This window comes from Streptomyces sp. NPDC046727 (genome assembly GCF_040645635.1).
Classification (GTDB): Bacteria; Actinomycetota; Actinomycetes; order Streptomycetales; family Streptomycetaceae; genus Streptomyces.
The window spans coordinates 114692-140664 of record NZ_JBEYYR010000021.1 but is presented as its reverse complement, the minus strand read 5'-3'; the positions used below and the strand labels follow the sequence as shown (position 1 = coordinate 140664).

The 25973-nt window shown below is 72.3% G+C and carries 16 protein-coding genes and 1 pseudogene; 12 read left to right on the top strand and 5 right to left on the bottom strand.

Going from position 1 to position 25973, the window contains the following annotated elements; translation table 11 throughout:
- Position 1: 1 nt before the first annotated feature.
- Positions 2-3034, bottom strand: a complete 3033-nt coding sequence (locus ABZ937_RS25130) for an amino acid adenylation domain-containing protein (RefSeq protein ID WP_361695484.1) — start codon at positions 3032-3034, stop codon at positions 2-4.
- Between the two features lie 731 nt (positions 3035-3765).
- On the opposite strand from ABZ937_RS25130, the gene ABZ937_RS25125 reads away from it, so the two are divergent.
- From ABZ937_RS25125 to ABZ937_RS25095, 7 genes are all read left to right on the top strand, one after another.
- The gene (locus ABZ937_RS25125) at positions 3766-6882 is read left to right on the top strand and encodes an amino acid adenylation domain-containing protein (RefSeq protein WP_361695482.1); all 3117 of its coding nucleotides are present in this window, start codon (positions 3766-3768) and stop codon (positions 6880-6882) included.
- Positions 6883-6887: 5 nt separating this feature from the next.
- Complete coding sequence (locus ABZ937_RS25120; RefSeq protein WP_361695480.1) at positions 6888-13004, top strand: amino acid adenylation domain-containing protein; 6117 nt, start codon at positions 6888-6890, stop codon at positions 13002-13004.
- Positions 13005-13021: 17 nt separating this feature from the next.
- Positions 13022-13366: a hypothetical protein gene (locus ABZ937_RS25115; protein WP_361695478.1), complete on the top strand. Its 345-nt coding sequence runs from the start codon at positions 13022-13024 to the stop codon at positions 13364-13366.
- Between the two features lie 92 nt (positions 13367-13458).
- On the top strand, positions 13459-14691 hold the full coding sequence (locus tag ABZ937_RS25110; protein WP_361695476.1) for an MFS transporter: 1233 nt from the start codon (positions 13459-13461) through the stop codon (positions 14689-14691).
- Positions 14663-15874, top strand: a complete 1212-nt coding sequence (locus tag ABZ937_RS25105; protein ID WP_361695474.1) for an ATP-grasp domain-containing protein — start codon at positions 14663-14665, stop codon at positions 15872-15874. The genes ABZ937_RS25110 and ABZ937_RS25105 overlap by 29 nt, the downstream gene beginning before the upstream one ends.
- Positions 15875-15898: 24 nt before the next feature.
- Positions 15899-17044, top strand: a complete 1146-nt coding sequence (locus tag ABZ937_RS25100) for an aminotransferase class I/II-fold pyridoxal phosphate-dependent enzyme (RefSeq protein WP_361695471.1) — start codon at positions 15899-15901, stop codon at positions 17042-17044.
- Positions 17045-17192: 148 nt separating this feature from the next.
- Entirely contained in the window at positions 17193-17474 is a 282-nt protein-coding gene (locus ABZ937_RS25095; protein WP_361695469.1) for a metal-sensitive transcriptional regulator, read from the top strand.
- 67 nt (positions 17475-17541) lie between these two features.
- Here ABZ937_RS25095 and ABZ937_RS25090 read toward each other — a convergent pair whose 3' ends face one another.
- Positions 17542-18132: a helix-turn-helix domain-containing protein gene (locus ABZ937_RS25090; RefSeq protein ID WP_361695467.1), complete on the bottom strand. Its 591-nt coding sequence runs from the start codon at positions 18130-18132 to the stop codon at positions 17542-17544.
- Positions 18133-18285: 153 nt separating this feature from the next.
- Here ABZ937_RS25090 and ABZ937_RS25085 point away from each other — a divergent pair, with 153 nt between their 5' ends.
- Both ABZ937_RS25085 and ABZ937_RS25080 read left to right on the top strand, forming a co-directional pair.
- Complete coding sequence (locus ABZ937_RS25085; RefSeq protein ID WP_361695465.1) at positions 18286-19305, top strand: aldo/keto reductase; 1020 nt, start codon at positions 18286-18288, stop codon at positions 19303-19305.
- A 41-nt stretch (positions 19306-19346) separates the two neighbouring features.
- On the top strand, positions 19347-20246 hold the full coding sequence (locus ABZ937_RS25080; RefSeq protein WP_361695463.1) for an LLM class flavin-dependent oxidoreductase: 900 nt from the start codon (positions 19347-19349) through the stop codon (positions 20244-20246).
- Here the strand turns inward: ABZ937_RS25080 and ABZ937_RS25075 are convergent.
- Entirely contained in the window at positions 20237-20884 is a 648-nt protein-coding gene (locus ABZ937_RS25075; RefSeq protein WP_361695461.1) for a hypothetical protein, read from the bottom strand. The two genes, ABZ937_RS25080 and ABZ937_RS25075, sit on opposite strands and share 10 nt — an antisense overlap.
- Positions 20885-21081: 197 nt before the next feature.
- The gene (locus ABZ937_RS25070) at positions 21082-21660 is read right to left on the bottom strand and encodes a TetR/AcrR family transcriptional regulator (protein WP_361695459.1); all 579 of its coding nucleotides are present in this window, start codon (positions 21658-21660) and stop codon (positions 21082-21084) included.
- A 90-nt stretch (positions 21661-21750) separates the two neighbouring features.
- Here ABZ937_RS25070 and ABZ937_RS25065 point away from each other — a divergent pair, with 90 nt between their 5' ends.
- Both ABZ937_RS25065 and ABZ937_RS25060 read left to right on the top strand, forming a co-directional pair.
- The gene (locus ABZ937_RS25065) at positions 21751-22197 is read left to right on the top strand and encodes a DUF1772 domain-containing protein (RefSeq protein ID WP_361695457.1); all 447 of its coding nucleotides are present in this window, start codon (positions 21751-21753) and stop codon (positions 22195-22197) included.
- A gap of 395 nt (positions 22198-22592) precedes the next feature.
- Complete coding sequence (locus ABZ937_RS25060) at positions 22593-23018, top strand: DUF4267 domain-containing protein (RefSeq protein WP_361695455.1); 426 nt, start codon at positions 22593-22595, stop codon at positions 23016-23018.
- 418 nt (positions 23019-23436) lie between these two features.
- Here the strand turns inward: ABZ937_RS25060 and ABZ937_RS25055 are convergent, their stop codons facing one another.
- Positions 23437-24522: a helix-turn-helix domain-containing protein gene (locus ABZ937_RS25055; protein WP_361695453.1), complete on the bottom strand. Its 1086-nt coding sequence runs from the start codon at positions 24520-24522 to the stop codon at positions 23437-23439.
- Positions 24523-24622: 100 nt separating this feature from the next.
- Between ABZ937_RS25055 and ABZ937_RS25050 the strand changes: the two are divergent.
- Positions 24623-25432 (top strand): annotated as a pseudogene (locus ABZ937_RS25050) (MFS transporter); the annotation flags it as partial.
- Between the last annotated feature and the right edge of the window lie 541 nt (positions 25433-25973).

The window sequence follows — 25973 nt, the reverse complement described above, 5'->3', positions numbered from 1 at the left end:
CTCACAGGAAATCGATGGAGGTCAGGTACCGGATGTAGCGGTCGAGCATGTCCGCGTCGACGGGCGGGATCTCGATGCCGCTGCCGCGCAGCGCGCTTTCGACGTTGTCCCGGGAGAAGACGGGGAAGGTGGTTTCGAGGTACATCTCGGCCACGCTCATCTCGCCCGTGGAGCACCGGTCGATGAAGAGCGGCGCGAAGGGCGTCATGGGGTGGTCGGGCTGCTCGATCGCGGTCTTCACGATTCCGTCGGTCCACTGCTCCCACGGGATCTCGCGGATCGTGTGACCGTGCGCCCGCAGCCGTTCGGCCAGGACGGAGACGTTCACCTTCCCGGGGTTGGTCAGATGGTAGATCTCGCCCGCGGGCAGCCGGCTCGACGCGATGTGCAGCAACGCGGCGGAGTAGCGGTCGACCGGGGTGTAGTCGAGGGGGAGTTCGGCGACGGGTGACGTCCCGGTGTCGACGATGAACTTCTTCATCGCGCACATCTCGGTCGCCGTGTTCCAGGCTCCCGTCTTCCGGTCGCCGGAGATGTCGGCGGCCCGGTAGATGGCGACCGGCAGGCCCTCAGCGGCCGCGTTCAGCAGCAGCCCCTCGGCGACCCACTTGCTCTCGACATAGCCGACGGACAGCCGGTCCGGGTGGTCGAGCGGGGTCTCCTCGGTGACGTGCCGGACTCCGGCGGTGCCGAAGCCGGAGATCACGGCCATGGTCGAGACGTAGTGGACTGGGATGTTCCGGTAGCGGCCGGCCATCCGGATGATCTCCCGCGTGCCCTCTACGTTCGTCGGGCGCATGTGGGAGTAGGGGTAGATGAAGTTGACCAGCCCGCCCGGGTGGTGGATGACGTCCACGACCTTGGCGAAGTGGTCGAAGTCCGCCTCCGAGAGCCCGAGCCGCGGCTGGTCCAGGTCGCCCGGTACGACGGAGATCCGGCCCGACGCGCGGTGCTCGGCCAGGTCGTCGTCCAGGTAGCGTCGCGCGGTGCTCCGGATGCGCTCCAGCGCGTGGTCGGCGTCGCGGGCGCGCACGAGGCAGTGCACGGTGGCGCGGGTGGTCGCCAGCAGGTCGCGCAGCAGGTACACGCCCAGGAACCCGGTGGCTCCGGTGAGGAAGACATGGGCGGGGTCCGCCCATGAGGTCTCGCCGGTGGGCTGCGCCTGGATCGGTACCCCGACGGCGGTGTCGGCCCGCAGGTCGACCTGGGCCGCGCTGTCCGCGTCGAGCGTGCCGGCCCGCGCGGACTCGACCGCCGCGGCGAAGCTGCGCAGCGTCGCGTCCTCCAGGAGCAGCCGGATCAGGGGCCGCACCTGGGTGATCAGGACGCCGAGCGAGGCGCGCACCTTCGCCAGGAGTTCGGCCGCGAGGATCGAATTCCCGCCGAGGTGGAAGAAGTTGTCGCCGGGCTCGACCGCGTCCACGCCGAGCACCTGGCACCACAGGCCGGCCACGGCACGCTCGACCAGACTCGCGGTGCCTTCCCCGTCCTCGGCTCCCGAGCCCGCCGTCGGCAGCTGGGCCGGATCGGGCAGGGCGGAGAGGTCGACCTTGCCGTTCGTCGTCATCGGCATCTCGTCCAGCTGGACGAACCTCGCCGGGATCATGTACGCGGGCAGATGGCGCGCGGCGAAGGCGCGCAGCTCGCCGGGATCGAGCGGGCGGGCGGCGCGGTTGGCGGTGAAGTAGGCGACGAGCTGCTCTTCTCCCTTGCGGGTGAAGGCTGTGACCGCCGTGTCGTCGATGAGGTCGTGCGCCGCCAGGGTCGCCTCGATCTCGGCCGGCTCGATACGGAATCCCCGGATCTTGATCTGCCGATCGGCTCGCCCGACGACTTCGAGGTCGCCGTCGGCGGTCCAGCCGCCCAGGTCGCCGGTGCGGTACACGGGTCCCGCGTCCGCCGCCGCTCCCGGCAGGGTGAGGAAGCGCCGCCTGCTCTGGCCCTCGTCGGCGAGGTAGCCCTGGGCGACGCCGGGTCCGCCGAGGTAGATCTCGCCGTGCCGGGGGTGCGGGACCGGGTTCAGGTCCTCGTCCAGCACATGGACGACGGTTCCCGGTAACGGCTGCCCGACGGGCGCGGGCCCCTGGGGCGCCAGCACGGACGGGGTGATCTCCATGGTGCAGGACGTGATCGTCGTCTCGGTCAGCCCGTAGGCGTTGACGAGCCGTGAGCCGGGCATGAGGCGCAGCGCGGTACGGCAGTCCTCGGCGTGCACCGCACTCCCGCCCACGATCGTGAGCCGCACCGGCAGCTCGACCGGGGTCCGGGCCAGCTCGGCGAGGAAGGCGCGCCAGTAGGGCGGGGTCAGGTCCATCACCGTCACGCCGAGCGACACGAGCCGGCCGGGCAGCTCGCTCGGGGCCCAGGTGTACTCGGGCAGGACGAGCGTCGCGCCGTTGAGCAGGGTGTTGAGGATCTGCTCGATGGACGTGTCGAAGGAGAGCGCGGCGAACTGCAGCACCCGGTCCTTGGGCCCGACGCCGTACCGCTCGTTCACGCTCCCGCACAGGTAGCCGAGGGACGCGTGGCCCACCCGCACGGCCTTCGGGGAGCCGGTGGATCCCGAGGTGTAGATGATGTAAGCGGTGTCCGCGTCCTCGACGGTGGCGGAAGGCGGGCCCGCGGGCGATTCCGAGGCGGCCCCGGCATCCGGGGCGAGGGTCGTCACCGGCAGACCGGCGAACCGGTCCCCGTGGTCGGGGCGGGTGACGACGACCGTGCAGCCCGTCTCCTTGACGTAGGCCGCGATCCGGTCGTCCGGAACTCCCGGCTCCACCGGGAGATAGGCCGCCCCCGCCTTGAGGGTCGCGAGAAACGACACGATGAGGTCGATCGAACGCTCAAGGTGGACCATCACCACCGATCCGCGTCCCGCTCCGAGGGACCGCAGATGATGGGCGAACTGGTTCGCGCGGCGGTCGAGTTCGGCGTAGCCGATCCGGCGGCCGTCGTGCTCCACCGCCGTCGCGCCGCCACGGGCCGCCGCCACGGCGGCGAAGCGATCGTGTGCGTACGGCTTCCCGATGATGTCCATGAGTCCTCTCGTCCAGTGTGGGTGTGAGAACGCCGACTGCCCGTCACCGCGTACGAGCGCATGACGAATTCCATGCCTGGGATTGCGCCGCCCCGGTCGAGGGCGGATGCCGAGGTGCCGGTGAAGGGTGAATCCGATAGCTGATGACGGGAATCAGAAGGAACATGCCGCTGCGTTCGGCACGCCGAGGGCGCGCGTATGAGGCTCAGCGGCCACAGGGAAATGGGATCAGCCGGCTCTGAAAAATCGGGTGGGCGAGTTCATCGGCCGCAGCGGTAAATGTGCGGCCCCGCCATCACACGCAGCGGTCTGCCGTCGCGATCGGTACTTGCATCATCGATGTCTCCATCGTTGCCGTCCCCCATCTCCAACCGAACGTCAGTTGCTTTGCCCGGTACTCGACCTGGCGCCGACTGTGCTCTGTTGCGACCGTGCCGAGGAAACCCTACCGGGGTAGCCCTTGTCAACGGGGAAGATCACCCTTTCACAGAGAGGCACGAGTCGGCGGCAGGTCCGGCCCGTGCCGGCGTACGGACAGACCTTGCTTCCCCTAGGGGGTATAGGTATAAGTGATGCGGCAGTCCGGCGCAGGTGCCGTCGGCCGGATCGTGCGACTTCTTTGAAGAATGTCGGGATTAGGGGGCGTACCGCTCCGATTTCCGAATACCGCCGTGAAATCTCTGACGTCGACCACCGACCCATCCGTTGTTCGGCCGCACCTGGAGAACGCCATGAGTCACCCTCCGTCCTGGGACGGACTGATCGAGGACCGCTTCCGAGAACAGGTCCGCGCCCGTCCCTCAAGCCCGGCATTGGTCACCGACGACACGACTCTGACTTATCGTCAGCTCTATTGCCGGGCGGCGACGGCCGCGGCCGGACTGCGCCGGCTGGGCGTGTCCCGCGAGACCCTCGTCGGCCTGGCCTTCGACCGGTCCGCCGACTCGATCGTGGCGCTGCTCGCCATCGTGCTCGCCGGCGGGGCCTACGTCCCCCTCGACCCGGCCTACCCCGAACCGAGGCTCGGCCAGATCACCCAGGCGGCGCGATTACGCCTGGTCGTCTGCCCCGACCGGGTGCGGGAGCGGTTCACGGCGCCCGAGCCGGCCGTGACGTACGGCCTGGGGGAGCTGCTCCGGCTCGCCGAGCACGACGGAACGCCGGGCCCCGACACCGTGTCGCCCCCCGCGCCCGCGGGGCGCTCGCCGCTGGCCTACGTGATGTTCACCTCCGGCAGCACGGGACGCCCCAAGGGGGTGATGATCGAACACCGTGGTGTGCTGCGACTGGTGACACACACGGACTACGTCGACTTCTCGCCACGGCAGCGGGTCCTCCAGGCGGCGTCGCTCGCCTTCGACGCGGCGACCTTCGAGATCTGGGGCGCGCTGCTGAACGGCGCCTCCCTCCACGTCGTCGACCACGAAACGGCCGTCGTGCCCTGGCGTTTCGGGCAGGCGATGCGGGACCGGGGCATCACCCTGGCCTGGGTCACCGCACCGCTCTTCCACCGCATGGCACAGGAGCACCCGGCCGCGTTCGGCTCCCTCCGCACGCTGGTGACCGGCGGGGATGTCGTGTCCCCCGCCCATGTGGCGCGCGTGCGTGAGGCCTGCCCCGGGCTCACCGTCGTCAACGGCTACGGCCCCACCGAGAACACCACGTTCACCACGACGTTCCGGATCCCGGACAGCATCGACGGCCCGCTGCCGATCGGCCGCCCCGTCCCCGGCACCACGGTACGGATCCGCGACGAGCGAGGCCGCCCGGTCCCCGCCGGAACCGTCGGCGAACTGTACGTCGCCGGCGCCGGCCTCGCCCGTGGCTACCTCGCCGATCCCGCCCTGACCGACCGCGCGTTCCTCACCCTGGACGGTGTGCGCCACTACCGGACCGGCGACCTGGTCCACGCCGACGCGTCCGGCCTGCTGCACTTCCACGGGCGGCAGGACGACCAGGTCAAGATCCGTGGGCATCTGGTGGAGCCGGCCGAGGTCAACGCCGCGCTGCTCGCACTGCCGGGCGTGGCGGACGCCCACACCCGCGTCGTGGGCGAACCGGGCGAGGAACGGTCCCTCACGGCGTACCTGGTGGCACCCCACGCCGAAACGCCGGTGATCCGGCGCCGGCTGCGCGAGCGTCTGCCCGGCTATCTGTGCCCCGACCGCTTCGTCCGGCTGGACCGGCTGCCCCTGACCCCCAGCGGCAAGATCGACTGGCGCGTCCTGCCCGCACCGGAGCCCGAACCCGCACCGCGGGCGGCCGGCCGTCAACTCACGGACGCGGAACGGGAACTGGCCCGCCTGTGGGCGGACGTCCTCGGCCTGGAGCCCGCCGACATCGGCCCCGACGCCGACTTCCTCGCCCTCGGCGGCAACTCCCTGCGCCTGGGCGTGCTCCTCGGCCGGCTGCACCAGGATCTCTCGGCGCACCTGAGCCACGCCGACGCGCTGGCGGCACCCACGCTCGCCGCGATGGCCCACGCCGTCGCCGCGGCCGGCCCGACCCCGGCAGCGGAGCCGCCCCGGCCCGCACCCGGCCCGGTCCCTCTCCACCCGCAGCAGCGGGGGATGTTCGCCCACTGGCAGGCCGAACCCGACTCCCTGGCGTACAACATCCCCGTCAAGGTGGAGCTGACCGGGCCGCTGGACCCCGACCGGCTCAGGGCCGCGCTCACCACGGTGGTCGCCCACGAAGAGGCGCTGCGGCTGCAGTTCACCGTCGACGACACCGGCGTGCACCAGGCGGCGGCGGCACCCGTCGCACCGGAGTTCACCTTCCGTCCCGCGCCCGACGCACACGCCGTGGCCGGATTCGTACGCCCCTTCCTGCCCCACCGGCCCGACGGCTCCCCGCTCCTGCGCGCCCTGCTGGTGCGCACCGGCGCGCCGGAACGGCACGAGCTGTACCTCGACACCCACCACGTCGTCTTCGACGGGGTCTCGCTGCGCCTGCTCCTGGAGGAGCTGCTGACCGCGTACGCGGGGGAGCGGCTGCCCGAGCGGCCCCTCGGCTACCGGGCGGCGGCCCAATGGGCTCACGAGCGCGCGGCCCAGGGCGCCGACGCGGACGACGAGACCTACTGGCTACGGCAGTTGGCGGACGCACCGACCGCGCCCGTCCTGCCCGTGGACCGCCCCCGCGGGCCGCACCGGGCCACCCGTGGCGCCGTGGTGAGCGCCGTGCTGGACGCGGGCCGCTGCGCCGAGGTGCGGGCGGCCGTACGACGGCACCGCACCACCTCGTTCGGTGTGCTGTTCGCCGCCTGGGCGGCCACGCTGGCGCGCCTGTCCGGTCGCCGGGACTTCGTCGTCGGCACCCCCACCAGCGGCCGGACACGCCCGGAATTCGCCGACGTCGTGGGCATGTTCGTGAACACCGCCTGTCTGCGGGTGCGGCTGGCCGAGGACACCACGCTGGACGCGCTCGTGGCCCAGGCGGACCGGCTGGCCGGCGAGGCGCTGTCCCACCAGGGCCCGCCGTTCCCGCAGCTGGCGCGGCGGCTCGGCAGGGAACCCGAACCGGGCCGCAACCCGCTGTTCGACGTGCTGTTCGCCCTCCAGGACATCGACTTCCACGTCCTCCACGGGGCCGGGCTGACCGCGCGCACCGAACTGCTGAACCCGGGCACCACCCGGTTCGACCTGAACCTCCAGGCATATCTGCGCCCCGACGAACTGCGGCTGGACCTGGAGTACGCGACCGACCTCTACGACCACGCGTCCGCCGGCCTGCTCCTCGACGCGTTCCTGACGGCCCTGGACGACCTGCTCACGGATCCCACGGCCCCGGTGCGCCGGGCGTCCGCCGCGACGCCGGCCGCGCAGCTCCCGGACTTCGACCTCTGACCGCCGTGACGACGCAGACGAAGGACACCATGACCACCGCGTTCCAGCTCAGCCGAGCGCTGCAGGCCCATCCGGAGCAGGCCGAGTACTGGCGGTCCCGGCTCGCCGCCTGGGAGCAGCCGACGCTCCTGCCGCGTGACTTCCTCGCCCACACCGCCGAGAACACCCACGACCAGGTCCTCGTCCCGCTGCCCCCCGACTGCGCCGCCCGCTGCCGGGACCTGACACGGGACCAGCCCGCCCTGGCCCGCGTGCTGACCGGCGCCGTCCTCGCACTGCTGGCCGCCCGGGCCACCGACACCGAGCAGGTCCAGGTCCTGACCGCGCACCCGGGCCCCGGCACCGGGCGGCCGGTCGCCTTCCCGCTGGGCCTGACCGTCGCACGGGACGGCACGCTGCGGCACCTGCTCGCCGCCGCACGCACGGCCTATCAGGAGGCGACCGGGCACCTCGACATCCCGGTGGGGGAGGTCCTGCGGGCCGAGGGCCGATTCCCCACGGACCTGGCGGCCGGTGCCGACGGTGACCTGCCCGTCGCGGAGGCCGACGCGGCGGGGTGCGTGCTCCACCTGGACGTGCGGCTGCACGCGGCGGAGCCGCAGCTGGCCCTCCGCTACCGGACGGACCTGTTCACCCCGGCCACCGCCCATCGACTGGCGGACGCCTACGTCCGCCTCCTGGCAGCGACCACCCAGGAACCGGAAGCGCCCTTCGGACCGCTCCTCGACGCCGATCCCGCCGAACACGAGGCCATCTCCCGCTTCAACGCCACCGCGACGGACGTCCCCACGGACAGGACGCTGCACCGCTTCCTCGCGGACCAGGCGGCCCGGACCCCGTCCCGGGTCGCCATCCACGACGACGGCACCACGTACGCGGAACTCGACCGGCGGGCCGATCAGCTCGCCCACCGGCTGCGGGACGCCGGTGTGCGGCCCGGCACCGTCGTGGGCGTCTGCCTGCCCCGCGGCCCGCTCGCCCTCACCGCGGTCTACGCGGTCCTCAAAGCCGGCGGCGCCTACCTGCCCATCGACCCGACACTGCCCGCGAGCCGCGTCGCGTACATGCTGGAGCACAGCGAGGCCCCCCTCGTGATCGGCGACCCGGCCGCCCGCGAGACGCTGCCGTACACCGGGGCGTTCGTCGACATCACCGAGCCGGGCGCCCTCGACGGCGACGCACCGGCCCCCGAGGGCGGCGCCGGCCCGGACGACCTGTGCTACGTCATCTACACCTCCGGCTCCACCGGCCGCCCCAAAGGAGTGATGCTGGAGCACCGCGCCGTCGTCAACCGGCTGATGTGGATGCAGCGCGCGTACCCGCTGGCCGCCGACGACGTGATCCTGCACAAGACACCGTTCACCTTCGACGTGTCCGTGTGGGAGATCTTCTGGTGGGCACTGGCCGGCGCCGGGGTGTGCACCCTGCCGTCGGGCCGGGAGAAGGACCCCGCGGCCCTGGTCGCCCGGATCGCCGAACACCGCGTCACCACCCTGCACTTCGTGCCGTCGATGCTCCAGGCGTTCCTGCAGTACGTCACCGAGGACCGCACCGGCCTGGCATCCGTGCGCCGGGTGTTCGCCAGCGGAGAGGCGCTGGGCACCACACAGGCCGTCCGCTTCGCGGAACTCCTCACCCAGCCGCACGGCACCTCGCTCGTCAACCTCTACGGCCCGACGGAGGCCGCGGTCGACGTGACCCACTTCCCCTGCGCGGACCTCGACCCACGGCGGCCCGTCCCGCTGGGCCGCCCCATCGACAACCTGACGCTGCGGGTGCGCACCCGCGCCGGCACCACCGCCCCGATCGGCACACCGGGCGAACTGTGCATCGGCGGCGCCGGCCTGGCCCGCGGATACCTCAACGCGCCCGAGCTGACCGCCGAGCGCTTCGTCACGGACCCCGGACTGCCCGACGGCCGCGGCTACCGCACCGGTGACCTGGCCCGCTGGCTGCCCGACGGCACACTGGAGTACCTCGGACGGCTCGACACCCAGGTCAAGATCCGCGGCTACCGCATCGAACCCGCGGAGATCGAGCACATCGCCGAGGGCGCGCCCGGCGTCACCGCCTGCGCGGTCCTCGCGGTCGCCGACGACTGTGGCCACCGCGGCCTGTGCGCCTACGTCGTCCCCGGCGACGGCTACGCCGAGGACGTGCTGCGCGACCGGCTGGCGGCCGAACTGCCGTCGTACATGGTCCCGCAGTTCGTCGTCACCGTGCCCGCCATCCCCACCAACCACAACGGCAAGCGGGACACCAAGGCGCTCCCGCCACCCCGGCGGGCCGCCCGGCGCGCGGAGCGACGGGCGCCCACCGGCGAGGTCGCCGTCCGCCTGGCGGAGATCTGGGCGCGGGTGCTGGGCGTCGAGGGCATCGGCCTGGACGACAACTTCTTCGCCCTCGGCGGCGACTCGATCATGATGGTCCGGGTGCTCGCCGAGGCCCGGCGGGCGGGGCTCGACTTCTCCTTCCAGGACCTGTTCGCCCGTCCCACGCTCGCCGCGCTGGAGCCACACGTACGGCGCGTCCGGCGGGACACCGGAGCGACCGGCCCACTGCGTCTGCTCGCCCCGGCCGACGTGGAGCGCCTGCCCCCGGACGCGCAGGACGCCTACCCGCTGTCCGCCCTGCAGACCGGCCTGCTGTACGAGGTCGAGCTGACCGGGCACCGGCCGGGGCTCTACCACGACATCGTCGGGTTCCGCATCGACGAGCCCCTGGACCTGGACGCGTTCCGCGCCGCCGCCGCCGTGGTCGCCGCCCGCCACCCCGTGCTCCGCACCTCGCTCCACGTCTCCGGCTACAGCGAGCCCCTCCAGATCGTGCACGCGGACACCCCGGACCTGGTCGAGGTCACCGACCTGTCGCATCTGGACGCGGTCGGCCAGGAACGCGCGCTGGACGACCACCACGAGCGCGAACTCGCCCGTGGCTTCCGGCCGGAGGCGGGCGGCCTGGTCCGCGTGCGGCTGCATCTGCTGGGCGAACGCGGATACCAGTACAGCCTCAGCTACCACGCGGCCGCCCTGGACGGCTGGAGCGTCAGCGTGGTGCACCACGACCTGTTCGCCGCCTACCTGGCGCTGCGCGACGGCCGCACCCCGAGGCTCACCCCTCTCGGCACCGGCTACCCGGCCTTCGTACGGCTGGAGCGGGAAGCGGTCGGCTCGACGGAGAGCCGCGCCTTCTGGCAGGACGTCCTGGACGACCACGAGGGCGGCCGACTGCCCCGCCTCCCCTTCGACCCGGCCGGCCCCGGCGGGGTGGCCATGCACGACGTTCCGCTGGCCGAGGGAGTCCCCGCCGGGCTGACGCGGGTGGCCGAGCGGCTGAACGTACCCGTGAAATCGGTGCTCATGGCCGCCCATCTGGCCGTCCTGGCGCTGGTCACCGGCGCGGACGACGTCCTCACGGGCTACGAGCACAGCGGCCGGCCCGAGGTCGCCGACGGGGACCGGATCACCGGTCTGTTCCTCAACACCATCCCGTTCCGGGCCCGCGTCGGCGACGGCAGCTGGGCCGACCTGGTGCGCGAGGCGTACCGCGCGGAGACCGCGCTGCTGCCGCACCGGCGGTACCCCATGAGCGAGATGAAACGGCAACGGCCCACGCGGGAACCGCTGTTCGAGGCCGTCTTCAACTTCACGCACTTCCACGTCCTGGACGAGCTGCGCCGCGCACACGGGTTGCGACTGGAGCGCAGCCGGGTGGCCAGCGAGACCGAGTTCCCCTTCCGCGCCGAGTTCTGGCAGGACGCCTTCACGGGCGCGGTGGCACTGTCCCTGCACTACCACCGCGACACCTTCCCGCCCGAGCAGATCCAGCGGATCGCCGGCTACTACCGGCGCGCCCTGGAGCTGCTGGCCACGGACCCCGACGCCGGCGTCCGGGACGCCGGCCTGCTGAGCGACGGGGAACGCGCGCTGCTGGCGGGGTTCGCCGGCCCGGCGCGCCGGCTGCCGCAGTGCGGTGCGCTCGGGCTGTTCGCGGCGCAGGTGGCCGCCCGGCCACGGGCGGTCGCCGTCCAGCACGGCCCCCACACGCTCGACTACCGTGAGCTGGACGCCCGTTCCGCCCGGCTGGCCGCCCGGCTGTCCGCGGCCGGGGTGCGGCCGGGCGACGTGATCGCCGTGCCGATGGCCCGCGGGATCGCCTGGGCCGTCACCGTGCTCGCGGTGCTGCGGCTCGGCGCGGTGTACCTGCCGCAGGATCCGGCCGATCCGGCCGCCCGGCTCCGCGCCATGCTGACCCGGTCCGCCTGCCGGCACGTCCTGACCACCGCCGCACACCGGCACACGCTAGCCCGCGACCTCACCACGGACGGCCTGGCGGTGCTGTGCTACGAGGAGCTGACGGAGGAGGACGAAGGAGGTGCCGTCGAGCACACCCCGGCCCCCGCCGACCCCGCCTACCTGATCTTCACCTCCGGATCCACCGGCGAGCCCAAAGGGGCGCTCGTCCACCACGAGGGCATGCTCAACCACCTCCTCGCCAAGGTCGACGCCCTGCGGATGACGGAGGACGACGTGGTCGCCCAGGTGGCCACCCAGTGCTTCGACATCTCCGTCTGGCAACTGCTCGCGGCCTGGCTGGTCGGCGGACGCACCGTGATCTACGGGGCCGACGTGGTCACGGACCTGCCCGCCTTCGCCCGCGCGCTGGAGGACGACGGGGTCAGCGTGCTGGAGGTGGTGCCCTCCTTCCTGGACGCCCTGCTCGGCGAACTGGACGTCCGGCCACGCCCCCTGACCGCCCTGCGCTGGAACCTGGTCACCGGTGAGGCCTTCCCGCCCGCCCTCAGCCGCCGCTGGTTCGACCGGTACGACGTACCCATGGTCAACGCCTACGGGCCGACCGAGACCTCCGACGACGTGACCCACCACGTCCTCACCGCACCGGCCACCGGGCAACGGGTGCCCGTGGGCCGGCCGATCCCCAACACCGGGATCCACATCGTCGGCCCCGACGGGCGGCACGTGCCCGTCGGCACCTACGGCGAGATCCTGGTCACCGGCACCGCCGTGGGCCTCGGCTACCTCAACGACCCCGAGCGCACCGCCCGGGCGTTCGTACCGAACACCCTCGACACCGCGTCCGGCGTGCTCTACCGCACCGGCGACATCGGCCGCTGGCTCCCCGACGGGGTGCTGGACTGCGCGGGCCGCCGCGACCACCAGACCAAGGTGCGCGGACACCGGATCGAACCGAGCGAGGTGGAGGGCGCGCTGGCCCGGATGCCGGGCGTGGACCACGCCGTGGTCCTGCCGCGCCGCGACGGCGGCCGGGACCTGCTGGCGGCCTGGTACACCGGCACCGCCGAACCCCGCCCCGACGCTCTGCGCGCCGAGCTGGCCCGGTCCCTGCCCCGGTACATGCTGCCGGACGTGTTCGAGCGGGTGGACGCCTTCCCGGTCACCCGCAACGGCAAGGTGGACCGTGCCGCGCTCGGCCGACGCCCCCTCGGCGCGGCCGTACGCCCCGCCGCCGAACCGCCGCAGAACCGGGCCGAGGCCCGGATGGTGGCGGCCTTCGCCGAGATCCTCGGGCTGCCCGCGGACACCGTCGGCGTCACCGACGGCTTCTTCGACCTGGGCGGGCACTCCCTGGCCGCGATGCGCCTGGCGGCCCGGCTGCCCGGCGGCCTGACCCTGCGGGACGTGGTCGCCCACCCGACCGCCCGGGCCCTGGCCCGCCGGGCCGGCCACCCGGCATACCCGGACCGACAGGACGTACCGCTGACCGACGTGACCGAGTCCGCAGGACTGCGGCCCGACGGCCCGCCCGCCACGGTGGTCTGCTTCCCCTACGCGGGCGGCACAGCGGCCGGCTACCTGGACTTCGCCCGGGCGCTGCACCGGTCCGGCGCCCCCGTCCGGGTCCTGGCCGCCGACTACGGCGAGACCGGGCCCGCGAAGCTGGCAGCCGCCCTCGCCGACCGCGCCGAGGGGCCGCTCGTCCTGCTCGGCCACTCTTCCGGAGCGGCACCGGCGCTGGCCACGGCCGGCGAGCTGCACCGGACGGGCCGCGCACCGGAGCACGTGCTCGTGGTGGGGGGCGGGGGGGGCCGCCGCCCCCCCCCCCCCCCCCCCCCACGCCCCACGACCCCCAGGAGCATCTGAGCCACACGGACGACGAAGTGCTGCGCTGGCTGGTGGAGAACACCGGTCTGGACCCGGCCGCCCTGCCCTCACCGGACGAGCGGCACCGGCTCGCCGAGGCGTTCCGGCGCGACGCGGCAGCCTCGGCCCGGTCCTGGACGCAGCTGTCGGCCATGCCGCCGGACACCCCGCTCGACAGCCCGGTCACCCTGCTGCTCGCGGCCGACGACCCGCTCATGCGGGACCACGAGCGGCACATCCACCGCTGGGCCCGCCTCACCCGCTCCTTCGCGATGAACGTCGTCGCCCACGGCGGCCACCACCTCAACGCGACCCGCCCCGACTTCCTGGCCGAGCAGGTACGCAAGGCGGTCGGGCGGTGAGGGCGCCGGGCACTGGACGCCGAGGTGGTTGTCAGGAGGACGCGGGCGAGGCCGGACGGTCACTGACCAGCCGTCAGCTGACCGCGCTCGTCGTGGCGCGCGCGACGAGCTGCGCGGGATTCTTCGCCGTACTGCCGTACCTCGGGCTGTGGCTGATGGACGACCGGGGTCTGTCCGGTGCCTCCGCCGGTCTCGTGGTGGGCGCCTCGATCCTGGCCAACCGGGCGGGCGGAGTGCTGCTGGTACCGCTCATCCACCGGCTGGGGCTCAAGGCCTCGGTCGGCGTCGGCTATCTGGGCGCGGTCGTGGTGTTCGGCGTGCTCGGAGCGGGACCGCGGCTGCCCACGTACGGATGGCTGGTGCTCGCCGCGCTGGTCGGCCTGTTCCTGGCGATGGCGACGACGGCGATGAAGGCACAGGTCGCCGCCTTCCCCGCCGATCAGCGGCTGCGCGGCTTCAGCTACCTCAACATGGCCGTCAACGCCGGCTCCGCCGTGGGCCCCGTCATCGGCGGTCAGCTGCTGGAGTGGCGGGCCGACCGGCTGCCCCTGTCGGCCGCCCTGCTGGACCTGGTGGCCCTGGCCGTCGTACCGGCGCTGCCGGGGGAGTGGCGCGCGTCCGGTCACAGCGGCGGTGGGGCACGGACCGGCGGCACGGGCAGTCGCCGGCTGCCCGGTCGGCGCTTCGTCGCCTTCACCCTCCTGGTCTGCGGCACCTGGGTGGCGTACGCGCAGGTCTTCGACGTGCTTCCGGCGTACCTGGGGGACGCGGTCGGCACCCGCGAGCTGGGCCTGGTCTTCACCCTGAACGCCGTACTGGTGGTGGCGCTCCAGGTGCCCGTGACCGCGCTGTCACGCCGGCTGCTGGACCGGCCGCGCGCCGGCTTCGGGCCGCTGTGCCTGGCGGCGAACGCGGTCCTCGGGCTCGCCGTCGTGCTGTTCGCGTTCGGCCGGTCGGCCGGACTCGGCCTGGTCCTCGCGGCCATGGTCCTGTTCACCCTGTCCGAACTGGTGTGGAGCCCGCTGTACGACACCCAGGTCGGCGAACGCCGAGGGCGGCTGTCGACCACGGCCGCGTACGCCCTGGCGGGTGTGGCGTGGGGTACGGCCGAGTCGGTCGGCGCCTGGCTGGGCACGCTCCTGGTGGTCCGCCGCTCCGGGCCCGGGGTGCTGTCCGGCACGGCGGCGCTGCCGTACTGGGGCGGTGCCGCACTGGCCCTGCTCACCGGCCTGGCCCTGTCCTGGGGCGGCCGGGACAAGCCGGAGAAACCGCTTGGCGGTCAGGAAGGGAAAGTCCATGACGTGGATGTGTCTGCTCGGGCCTAGCCCCGGGGGAGCCAGGGCGATCGCGCTGCACGGCCACCGGCCGGTGGCACTGGTGCCGCCCGGCACGGGCGTGCCCCCCGAGGTCGCCGCGCACGCGGAACGCATCGTCTTCTGCCCCGTCACCGACCACGACGCGGCCCGGGCCGCCGTCGACCGCCTGGTGGCCGAGCTGGGCCCGCCGCGGCTGGTGGTCTCCTTCACGGAGTTCGCCCAGGAGGTCTGCGCCCGGATCGCCACGGACCTCGGCCTGCCCTCGGTCACGCCCGAGGCGGCGGCCCGCGCGCGCGACAAGGCCACCATGCGGGGCCTCCTCGCCGACACCCCGTACGCCTGGCCCCACGCCGCCGGCGGTCCCGACGACATCGCCGCCGCCGTGCGCGCGGAACCCGACGGCGTCCGCTGGATCGTCAAGCCGAACGACGGCGCGGGCAGCGCCGGGGTCACGGCCCTGGAGTCGTACGCCGATCTCGACCGGTGGCTGGCGGACACCACGGCCGGGACCGGCCCGCACCAGTGCCGCTACATCGTCGAACACACCGCCGTCGGGCCCGAGTTCAGTGTGGAGGCGGTGAGCGCGGACGGCGAGCACACCGTCCTGGCGGTCACAGCCAAGCAGACCACCGGCAGCCCCGGATTCGTGGAGACCGGACACGTCGTGCCGGCCTCGCTGACCGAGGCCGACACCGCCCGGCTCGGGGAAGCGACGCGCTGCGTCCTGGACCGGCTCGGCATCCGCCACGGCGCCAGCCACACCGAGCTGCGGCTCGACCCGGTGCACGGCCCGGTCGTCATCGAGACCCACACCCGGGTCGGCGGCGACTGCATCCCGGAACTCGTCGAACTCGCCACGGGCCAGGACCAGTACGAACGCGCGATAGCCGCCCTCCTGGGCGCCGAGCCGGCACTCCCGCCGGCCCCGGCCGCACCGGCGGCGGCCATCGGGTTCGTCGTACCGCCCGCGCCCGGCACGCTCACCGCGCTCTCGCTCACCCCTCTGCCGGGCATCCTGCGCTGGGACTTCGACCGCGTCCCCGGCCGCGACCTCACCCGGCTGCGCAGCTCGGAGGACCGCGTCGGCTACGTCATCGCCCTCGGCGCGACACCGGCGGAGGCGGCGGAGACCGTAGCCAAGGCCACCGCCGGCGTCCACCTCCAGATCGCCCCGACCGCCCGCCCGGAATGACGGACAGCAGCAGAAAGGCACCTCATGTTCGACGACCTCGATGTCCGCACGCTGTACCGCCGTCCGGGAGTCAAGTGGAACCGGGTCGAGCCGGACGTCCTTCCGGCATGGATCGCGGAGATGGACTTCCCGCCCGCCGACAGCGTGCGTGAGGCCCTGCTGCGCTGCGTGGAGGACGACCTCGGCTACCCCTCCTGGGACGGACGGTCCGCGGACACCCCGCTGCGGGCCGCCTTCGCCGAGCGCATGCGCGAACGCCACGGCTGGGCGCTCGACCCCTCCCACGTCAGGGAGTTCACCGACATCAACCAGGGCGTCCAGGCCGTCCTCAACGTCGCCACACGGCCCGGCGACGGAATCGTGGTGCACACACCCGCCTACCCGCCGTTCCTGGAGACCATCGCCGGCATGAACCGGCGCCTCCACCCGCTGCCGTACACGCCGGACGGCGACAGCTGGACGTTCGACGCCGACCGGCTGGACCGGGAACTGGGGGAGCGGCCGGCCCGGGTGCTGCTCCTGGTCAACCCGCACAACCCCACGGGACGAGTGCTGCGGCGCGACGAACTGGAGACGCTGGCCCGGCTCGCACAGCGCCACGACCTGCTCGTCATCGCCGACGAGATCCACTCCGACCTCGTCCACGACCCCCACCGGCACATCCCGTTCGCCTCGCTGTCGCCCGAGGTGGCCGCGCGCACGGTGACCCTGACCTCGGCCACGAAGGCGTTCAACGTGCCCGGGGTGCGCTGCGCCGTCGCCCATGTCGGCGCGGCCGAGGTACGCGCGGCACTGGAGAACCCCAGCCACCTGTACGGCGAACCGAACACCTTCGGCGTCGCGGCCACCCTGGCCGCCTGGCGGGAAGGGGACGCCTGGCTGTCGGAGCTGAGGCCGGTCCTGGCGCGCAATGCCGCACTGGTGGGTGAGCGGCTGCCGTCCGGTGTGCGCTACCGGGTCCCGCAGGCCACGTTCCTCGCCTGGCTGGACTGTCGCGAGCTGGCGCTGGACACCGACCCGCACAGCTTCTTCCTGGACAAGGCGCGGGTCCTGCTCAACGACGGCCGCACGTTCGGGCCGGGAGGCGAGGGCTTCGTCCGGCTCAACTTCGGGACGTCACAGGAGATTCTGCGGGACATCCTGGGCCGGATCCGGGACTCCCTGGACTGAGGCCCCGTCCCGGCGGTCCGCCGATCCGCCTGCCTCGCCAGGGAGTTTCCGTTCGGCCGCAGCTCGTTGATACGGGCCGAGGGTATCTTTCTGGGGGGAGCGCGCTGCGGTGCGGGGCGCCCTCGGGAGAGGGAAGGGAAACGGAGCCATGGCGGGGCAGAAGAAGCACAAGGATGACGTGATGATGCGGCTGCGTCGCATCGAGGGCCAGGTACGCGGCTTGCAGCGCCTCGTCGCCGAGGACACCTACTGCATCGACGTCCTCACCCAGGTGTCCGCGGTGACCCGCGCGCTGCAGTCGTTCGCCCTGCAGATGCTCGACGAGCACATGGCCACGTGCGTGAGCCATGCGGTTGCCGAGGGCGGCGAGGAACGGGAGCAGAAGCTGAAGGAGGCGTCCGACGCGATCGCACGTCTGGTCCGTTCCTGACGGCTGGGTCCGAGGACGCGAGGGCACCGGGGCGTTGCCCCGGTGCCGACTCATACCCCCACCATGATCAGTGCGGTCGGCGCAGTCCCGCGATGAGGAGTCCGACCAGTCGACGGGCGTCGTAGCGGGGATCGCTGTCCGCGCCGATGCAGAGGTTCCCGACGCCGCGCATCAGCTCGTAGGCAGTGATGTCGGAGCGGATCTCATCGGCGGCGGCTGCGGCTTCGAGCAGGTGGGTGCACACGGGCACGAGGCGGTCGAGGAAGTAGGCGTGCAGCGTGTCGAAGCCGGCGCTGTCGGACTGCAACACGCCGGCGAGTCCGTGTTTGGTGACCAGGAAATCGACAAAGAGGTCGATCCATCGCCCGAGTGCGGCGTGCGGAGTCGCACTGGTCGCCAGCAGGTCCGGCCCGGCCTCGGCGCACGCGTCGACCTGGTGCCGGTAGACGGCGATGATGAGATCCGCTCGCGTCGGGAAGTGGCGGTAGATCGTGCCCACGCCGACGCCTGCCTCGGCCGCGATGTCGCGTACCGGCGCTTCCACGCCTTTCGTGACGAAGACCGCGGCCGCCGCGTCGAGCAGGACCTCCTTGTTGCGCCGGGCGTCCTTCCGCCGGGACGGGGTCGCGTGCCCCGCGCCCTTGTCGCCGTCGTTCACCGTGTCGCTTCCTCCACTGCTTGCCAAAGCGGAACGCTGTTCCGTATCGTCAAAACGGAACGAGGTTCCGCTTGCTTATGATGCCAGAGCGCGGACCCCGCCCCCAAGCCATGCATCGCCACCACGCTTCATCCGTCATGGAGGAACACGGTCATGCAGTACCGCACCCTGGGCCGCACCGGCGTTCAGATCAGCTCCCTCGCGCTCGGCGCGATGAACTTCGGCCAGATCGGGCGCACCAGCCAGGAGGAAGCCACCGCCATCGTCGATGCCGCCCTTGAGAGCGGGATCAACGTCATCGACACCGCCGACAGGTACAGCGACGGCGAGTCGGAGGAGATGGTCGGCAAAGCCATCGCCGGCCGCCGCGACGACATCGTGCTGGCCACGAAGGCGGCCATGCCGATGGGCGACGAGCGCAACCACCGCGGCAGTTCGCGCCGCTGGCTGGTCACCGCGCTGGACGACAGCCTGCGCCGCCTCGGCGTCGACCACGTCGATCTCTACCAGATCCACCGATGGGACCCGAGCACCGGCGACGAGGAGACCCTGTCGGCCCTGACCGACCTGCAACGCGCGGGAAAGATCCGCTACTTCGGCTCCTCGACCTTCCCCGCCCACCGCATCGTCCAGGCCCAGTGGGCCGCCCGCGAGCACCACCTGAGCCGCTACGTCACCGAGCAGCCCAGCTACTCGATCCTCCAACGCGGAATCGAGACCCACGTCCTGCCCGTGACCGAGGAGTACGGACTGGGCGTGCTGGTCTGGAGCCCGCTGGCGTCGGGCTGGCTGTCGGGCGCGATCCGCGAGGGCCGGTCCATCACCACCAGCCGATCCACGTTCATGCCGGACCGCTTCGACCTCACCCTCCCCGCCAACCGGGCCAGACTCGACGCCGTCGAACAGCTGGCCAAGGTCGCCGACGAGGCCGGCCTGACCATGATCCAGCTCGCCCTCGGATTCGTGACCGCGCACCCCGCCGTGACCGGCGCGCTCATCGGCCCCCGCACGCTGGACCACCTGCACGCCCAGCTCGCCGCCGCGGACACCGTGCTCTCCGCCGACGTGCTCGACGCCATCGACGCGATCGTCGCCCCCGGAACCGACCTCGCCCCACACGAGAAGTACGACACCCCGCCCGCGCTGCTCGACCCGTCGCTGCGGCGCCGCTGACCGTCCGACGAGCACACGGAAAGGACGAGGGCAACGCTGCCATGCCCCACACGCCCCCACCCCGTTTCGGGATCATGACCGCTCCCTCGCAGGTCGACTACCACGACGTCCTGCGGGTCTGGCGCGAGGCGGACGAGATCCCGGAGATCGAGCACGCATGGTTGTTCGATCACCTCATGCCGATCGGCGGCGACCCGGACGGGCCGACGTACGAGGGCTGGACACTCCTTGCGGCCCTTGCCGCCCACACCCGACGACTGCGCCTCGGCGTGCTGGTGACCAGCAACCGGTTCCGGCCGCCCGCGCTGCTGGCCAAGATCGCTACGACCGTCGACATCGTGTCCGGCGGACGGCTCGACTTCGGCATCGGCGTCGGCTCACGCCCGGGTCACCCCCTGGCCCGGCGCGAGTACGAAGCACACGGGCTGCCCTTCCACGACTCCGCGCGCGCCGTGGGGAGCCTCGCCGAAGCGTGCACGGTGATCCGGCGGCTGTGGACCGAGACCGAACCGTTCGACTTCCACGGCACCCACCACCATCTCACCGGAGCCTTCGGCAACCCCCGACCCGTCCAGCGTCCCCACCCGCCGATCCTGATCGGCGGACGCTCGTCGGCGACGCTGCGCGTGGTCGCCGAGCACGCCGATCTGTGGAACATCCCGGGCGGCGACATCGACGACGCCGTCCGCCGCGGCGCTCTGCTGGACCGCTACTGCGCCGAGATCGGCCGCGACCCGGCCTCGATCACCCGCTCGATCCACCTGCCGGTCTCCTACGACGAGCCCGGCCTCACCCGTGACGCGATCGGCGCCGCGGTCGACGCCGGCTTCCGGCACATCGTCCTCGGACTGCCGGCGCCCTATCCCATCGACGCCGCACACTGGCTCACCGACGAGATCATCTCCAAGTCCGCCCAGGGGGCAGGAGCCGGTCAGCCCTGAATGGAGAAGAACAGCGTGTCCATGGTGTGTCCGTGCCGGAGAGCGCTCTGCCATTCGTCGTGCTCGACCCGCATCGTGTCCATGATCCTCTTGGTCTCATGGGTGAAGGCGTTGTCCATGCGGTCCAGGACTGCGGCGTAGGCGTCGGCGAGTGGCTTGGCCTTGGCCAGCGGCAGACGGCCGATGGCCGGGTACCCGTCCGTCGGCGACGGAATGTGGAAGGGGATCTCGTCGGGCGGACCGGCGAACAGGAAGTCGAGCGGCAGCAGGTCGGCGGGGACGCCGAGGCGCCGCAGTTCGTCGCCCATGCGCCCGAAGAACGTGGAGGGCTTGGAGTACACGCCGAAATCGATGGGGTCGGACCCGCTCCAGTCGATGATGTGCTGGAGCGCCTTGTAGTACGCGTGGCCCACGTATGCGCCGTCCGCGTCGGCGTGGCCCGCGAGGAGGTGGTCGAGCGCCTCGGGGATGGTGAGGCCCAGATCGATGCCTTGGCGTTCGAGGCTGAGCTGGTCGGTGTGGGCGTCCTTGCGTATGTGATCGCGGAGCATCCGCTGCTGGGTCGCGTCGAGTTCGCCTTGCAGGTAGGACACGACGCGGCTCTGGTTGGCGGTGGTCATCGTGATGATGTGGCTCATGGGGCCTCATGGTGGCAGGGGGTGCCGACCAGGTGCCGTGCGGGGGCGTCGCGGTTCGCTGTGTCGGGCAGATCCCGCCGAACAAGCTCGCCCGGGACATCTGCCCCGGCAAGCGCGGACCGACGCACGCCGACCTCAACCGCCTGAGCCGCTACCACTTGTCCGCCTCTCCGCTGCGTTCCCTCCGGGATGGTGTGTCAGACCACGGCGAGCCGGTCCACCAGCAGCTCCACCCTCGGCTCGGCGTCCTCGGGCAGCAGCCGTCCCGCCCGGGTCAGGGTCGCCAGGCCGTGCAGGGACGCCCAGAACGTCTCGGTGAACAGCCCCGGGTCGACGCCGTCACCGGCGACCTCGCCGAGGGTCTCCATCAGCGCGGCGAAGGCATCCTTCAGCGGCTCCGGGGTGTCCTCCTGCGCGTACGCCAGCCCGCCGTCGAGCTGGAAGATGGCGTCGTAGACGGCCGGGTTGTGCTCGGCGAAGTCGAGGTAGGCGCGGGCGAGGGCGGCGACCCGGGCACGCGGACCGTTCGCGGCGGAGGTCGCGGCCCGCATCGCGACCGCCATCTCGGTGGCGCCCTCCAGGGCGACAGCGCCGATGATCTCGCGCTTGCCGCGGAAGTGGCTGTAGAGGACGGGCTGGCTGTACTCGATGCGCTCGGCGAGGCGGCGGGTGGTGACCGCGTCCCAGCCCTGCTGCTCGGCGAGTTCGCGGGCCGTCGCCACGATGAGGCGCTCGCGGACCGCCCGTTCGCGCTCCTTGCGTTCCTGTACCGACATGACTCGATCCTAGCACTGCTAGACAATCAAGCGGCAGTAGTACTAGCGTTGCCTCATCATCTAGCAGTGCTAGATCCCAGGAGGGTCATCATGCTCAGCGCACTCGAGGTCGTCACCACCGTGGTCGTCGGCGTGATGGTGGGGGTGGAGTTCTCCGTCGCCTTCGTCATCAACCCGATCCTCAACGCCCTCCCGGAGGACAGCGGCCAACTCGGCCACGCCCACGGGGGCCGGATGCTCGGCACCGTGATGCCGGTCTGGTACGTCGGTTCGCTCGTCCTCGTCGCGGTCTGGGCCGTCGCCGGATGGCACCACCACGGCTCCGGCCTCGTCGTCACCGCCGGCGCGCTGCTGATCCTCAGCGTGATCATGTCGATCCTGCTGCTCGTCCCGATCAACAACCGGAACAGGACGTGGACCCCTGACAACCGGCCCGCCGACTGGAAGGACCAGCTGAACCGCTGGAACCGCTTCCACTACGTCCGCGTCGCCGTCATCATCGCCGCCTTCGCCCTGCTGGTCGCCGCCCTCACCTGAGCCCGCGAGCTCACCCGCCCGGCCGTCCCAGGACGCGGGCGCCAGCGACACCCACCCATCGATAGCGAGAGGAAGTGCGGAGAAGAGGAATGCGCGCATGGCGGCCGAGTTCCGTGACGACATCGCGTCGTACCCGCACCTCTTCGAGCAGATCGACGTATGACACGGCAGTTGTAGCCGGATGGGGGGAGCCGGAGCAGCCCTGCCTTCCCCCGGGCAGTCACGGATCGCCGACGGACATCTCGTGGAGAACCCCCACTGCCCGGCCGCAACGGGCCACCGAAATCCCAACATCCGGGAATGCAGCTGCCACTCAGATCCCACAACTGCGATCCCGACAAAGCAAGCTCCACGAGGCTCACCAAGCCGACGAAGACTCGCAAGGAGAAGAACCAATGTCGCTGAAACAGATCAACACTTTCTTGGCCGCCGCCTTCATCCTCTTCATCCTCTGGTTCGGGACGGAGTTCATCCTGAGCCCGGAGACGACGGCGCCGGGCTTCGGCCTGCCGAGCTGGCCGTCCGGCGACGGTGGCGGCTTCCTGGTCATCAAGGGAATCCGCGACGTCGTCCTGGCCCTGGTCCTGGGCATCCTGCTGGTCACGGGCCACCGCCGGGCGTTGGGCTGGGTGCTGCTGGTGGAGGCCCTCGCCGCGTACGGCGACATGGCCACCGTGCTGGCCCACCACGGCTCCGTGGCCACCGCGCTCGGCGTCCACGCCCTGACCGCGTCACTGATGGTGGTCAACGGCCTGCTGATACTGCGCGAGACCCGCAAGGCCGCGACCGCTCCGGCAACGCCCGCCCCGCAGCCCGCCTAACGCCACCTTGGCTCGCCAAGCTCCTGCGCGTATCCCCCCGGCCGACCGCGCACCAGGCCTGCCCTGGCGGCCCGGCACCCCCATCCCGCTCACCCTCGCCCAGCACGGCATCCCGCGCGACAAGGTGTTCTCCGAGAAGATCAGCCCGCGTACGCGGCCGGCCGCCCGTCATCATCAAGGACATGCACACCGTGCTCCGACGCCGGGCGAACGGCGAGTCGGTCGGGCGGATCCAGCAGCGGACGGCGCCGGTGGCGCGCCGAGCGGGAGAAGAAGGAGGCGTACCCCCGAAGCCGTCGCGGCGGCCCGCGTGGACCTCGCCGACCTCCCAGACGTCGACGACATCCCCGCCGCCACCGACCCCTGCCACACGGGCCGTTGGCCGATGCGGCCTGGCCGCGAGGAAGTCGCCTCGTACTCAGCGCAGCACGGCCGCCAGCAGGTCGGTGCCCAGTGCCGTCAGGTCGGGCAGGTTGAGGGTGTGGCGGACGTAACGGCCCTGCCGCCGGGCGGTGAGCAGGCCCGCGCGGCGCAGGACGGCGAGGTGGCGGGAGACCTCCGGGGGTGAGAGTTCCCAGGCGTGGGCCAGCTCACTGGTGGTGTGCGGGCCGCGGGCGAGGGTGCGCAGCAGCCGCAGCCGTACGGGATGTGCGAGTGCCTCCAGCCGGAGTGTGACCGTTTCCAGCGTCACCGGCTCCGATGGACTCGGCTCGGCGACCGGGTACTGCACCACCGGCTGCCACCCCGGCGTGTGGACCGCCACCAGGTGCGGGCGGCCGAAGACACTCGGGATGAAGGTGACCCCGGTGCCGTGCGCGGCGGTCGTCTTGTCCTGCAGTTTGTCCACGATGATGCAGTCGCCGTCCGGGGACAGGGTGACCGCGCCGGAGACCGATGCGAGTGCCGCCCCGATGCCCTGGCGCTTCAGCAGGTCGTTCTTCAGGCGCAGGTCGGTGGCGAGCTGCACGGCGACGCCCGCCCAGGCGGAGTCGAAGAAGGCGTCGGCGCACTGTTCGAGGGTATGGCGCACCCGCGACCGTACAGCGGCCGGGTCGGCGAGCAGCCGTTCCGCGAAGGCCTCTTGCTGTGCACCGCGGGCCTGGGCCACCTCCAGGGCCCGCTCGCGGGCAGCCGCGTCGGTGAGCGGTGACCGAGCGGCGAAGTGGACCCGGCTGCTGCCGCACGTGGTGACGAGCGCGGCGGTCACGTACGTCTCGTCGTCGATCCGGTCCACGTCGTCCAACTCCTCGGCGAGGGTCGGCCGAGGCCGGGCGGGGATCAGGAAGTCGGCTTGTGAGGAACGCCAGAGGAAGTCCGCCTCCCGCAGCCGCTCGGCCAGCTCCGGCCGCAGCCCGGCCCAGACGTCCCCGGCCCAGCCGGCGAGCTGCGGATGATGCCCGGGTTCGGCCAGGACGTGCAGCATCGCGGTCAGCTCGGCCAGCGGGGAGGCGGCGAAGCGCACTCGCTCGGACGGCAGGCCGCCGATGTCGATCCTCAACGTCATCCGCTCATCATCACTGTCCGGACGGCCGACGACGACGTGGGTTGACGGTTCCCGTCAACCGACGTGCCCAGCCCGGCGGTCGGACGCACCGTTTGACGCCATGGCAACCACCACCAAGATCCAGCCCCGCACCCTCGTCCGAGCCTCCGGAGGCCCCCGCTACGCCGTCGCCCTGGCCGTGGACGCGCTCGGCACCGGCCTGCTGCGGCCCTTTCTGCTGCTCTACGGGGTGACGGTGCTGAAGTTGTCCGCGCCGGTCACCGGTATCGCCATGACGGTCGGCGTCGTCGCGGGCCTGGTGTGCATGCCCGGGGTGGGCCGATGGCTGGACCGGGGCGCGCGCAGCTCGGTCGTGGCGGCGTCGATGCTGGTGCGGGTACTCGGCGTGGCACTGCTCCTGGCCACCCCGGCGGGGCACGTCTGGCTGTTCGCGACGGCGGCGCTCTTCCTCGGCATCGGCAACCAGGCGTGGCCGGCCGCCCACGCGGCTCTCGTGGCCACGGTCGCCCACGGCCGGGAACGCGACGCCGCTCTCGCGGCGGGCCGCGCCCTGCGCAACGCCGGCCTGGGTGTGGGCGCGCTCATCGCCACCGTGTGCCTGGCGGGCGGCACCACCGCGTTGCAGGCGCTGGCAGTCGTCACCGGGCTCGCCTATCTCGTCGCGGCGGCCCTGGCGTGGTCGGTGCGTCTGCACGCGCATCCGGCCGCCACCCCGGCCCAGGACGGGGACGACGGGCCCGCGCCACGGATGCGCGCGCTGCTGGCCGCCAACGTGGTCTACGTGTTCTGCCTCAACGTCCCCGAAATCGCGCTCCCGCTGGTCCTGGTGACGCAGTTGCACGCATCGCCGGTGTGGTCGGCGGCCGTCTTCGTGGCCAACACCGTGCTGGTGGTCACCCTGGAGGTCCCTCGCAAGACCCACTGTAGTGATCGCAGGAAAGCACAGCAGGTGGGAGCGTGGTGCGGCTATCGGTCAGCTTCCCGTACGGCAGCCGATCGCCAGGGCTGCCCGCAGGCCCCAGTGCGGCCGTATCTGACCCCCCGGACGCGCTGGAAGGCTGCGAAAGATCATGACTGCCGTACGAGAGAACCTGACTTACGAGAAGTATGCGCGGCTGTTCAGCAGCCGGTCGGCGCGGGCGCCCTGCTCGCTGGCGGTCTTGAAGGCGGCGAGCTCGACTCGGGCGGTACGCAGCTCGGCGGCGAGGTCGCCGAGCTGCTTGTCGCGGTCGGGGACCGTGGCAGCGAGAGCGGCCGTGTCCTGCTCGGCCTCGGTGCCGTCAGGGTTGAGTGCCTTGTTCACGGCGTCGAGGGCGGCGCGCAGTTCGTCGCGCTCGGTAGTGGTCTGCTCGGCGCGGTTGGTGGCCTCGGCGAGCTGCTGCGCGGTGGCAGGGTCCGCGGCCGGCGGGGTGCCGGGGCCGGTGTTCGGGGCGGGGGTCGGATCGCCGGCG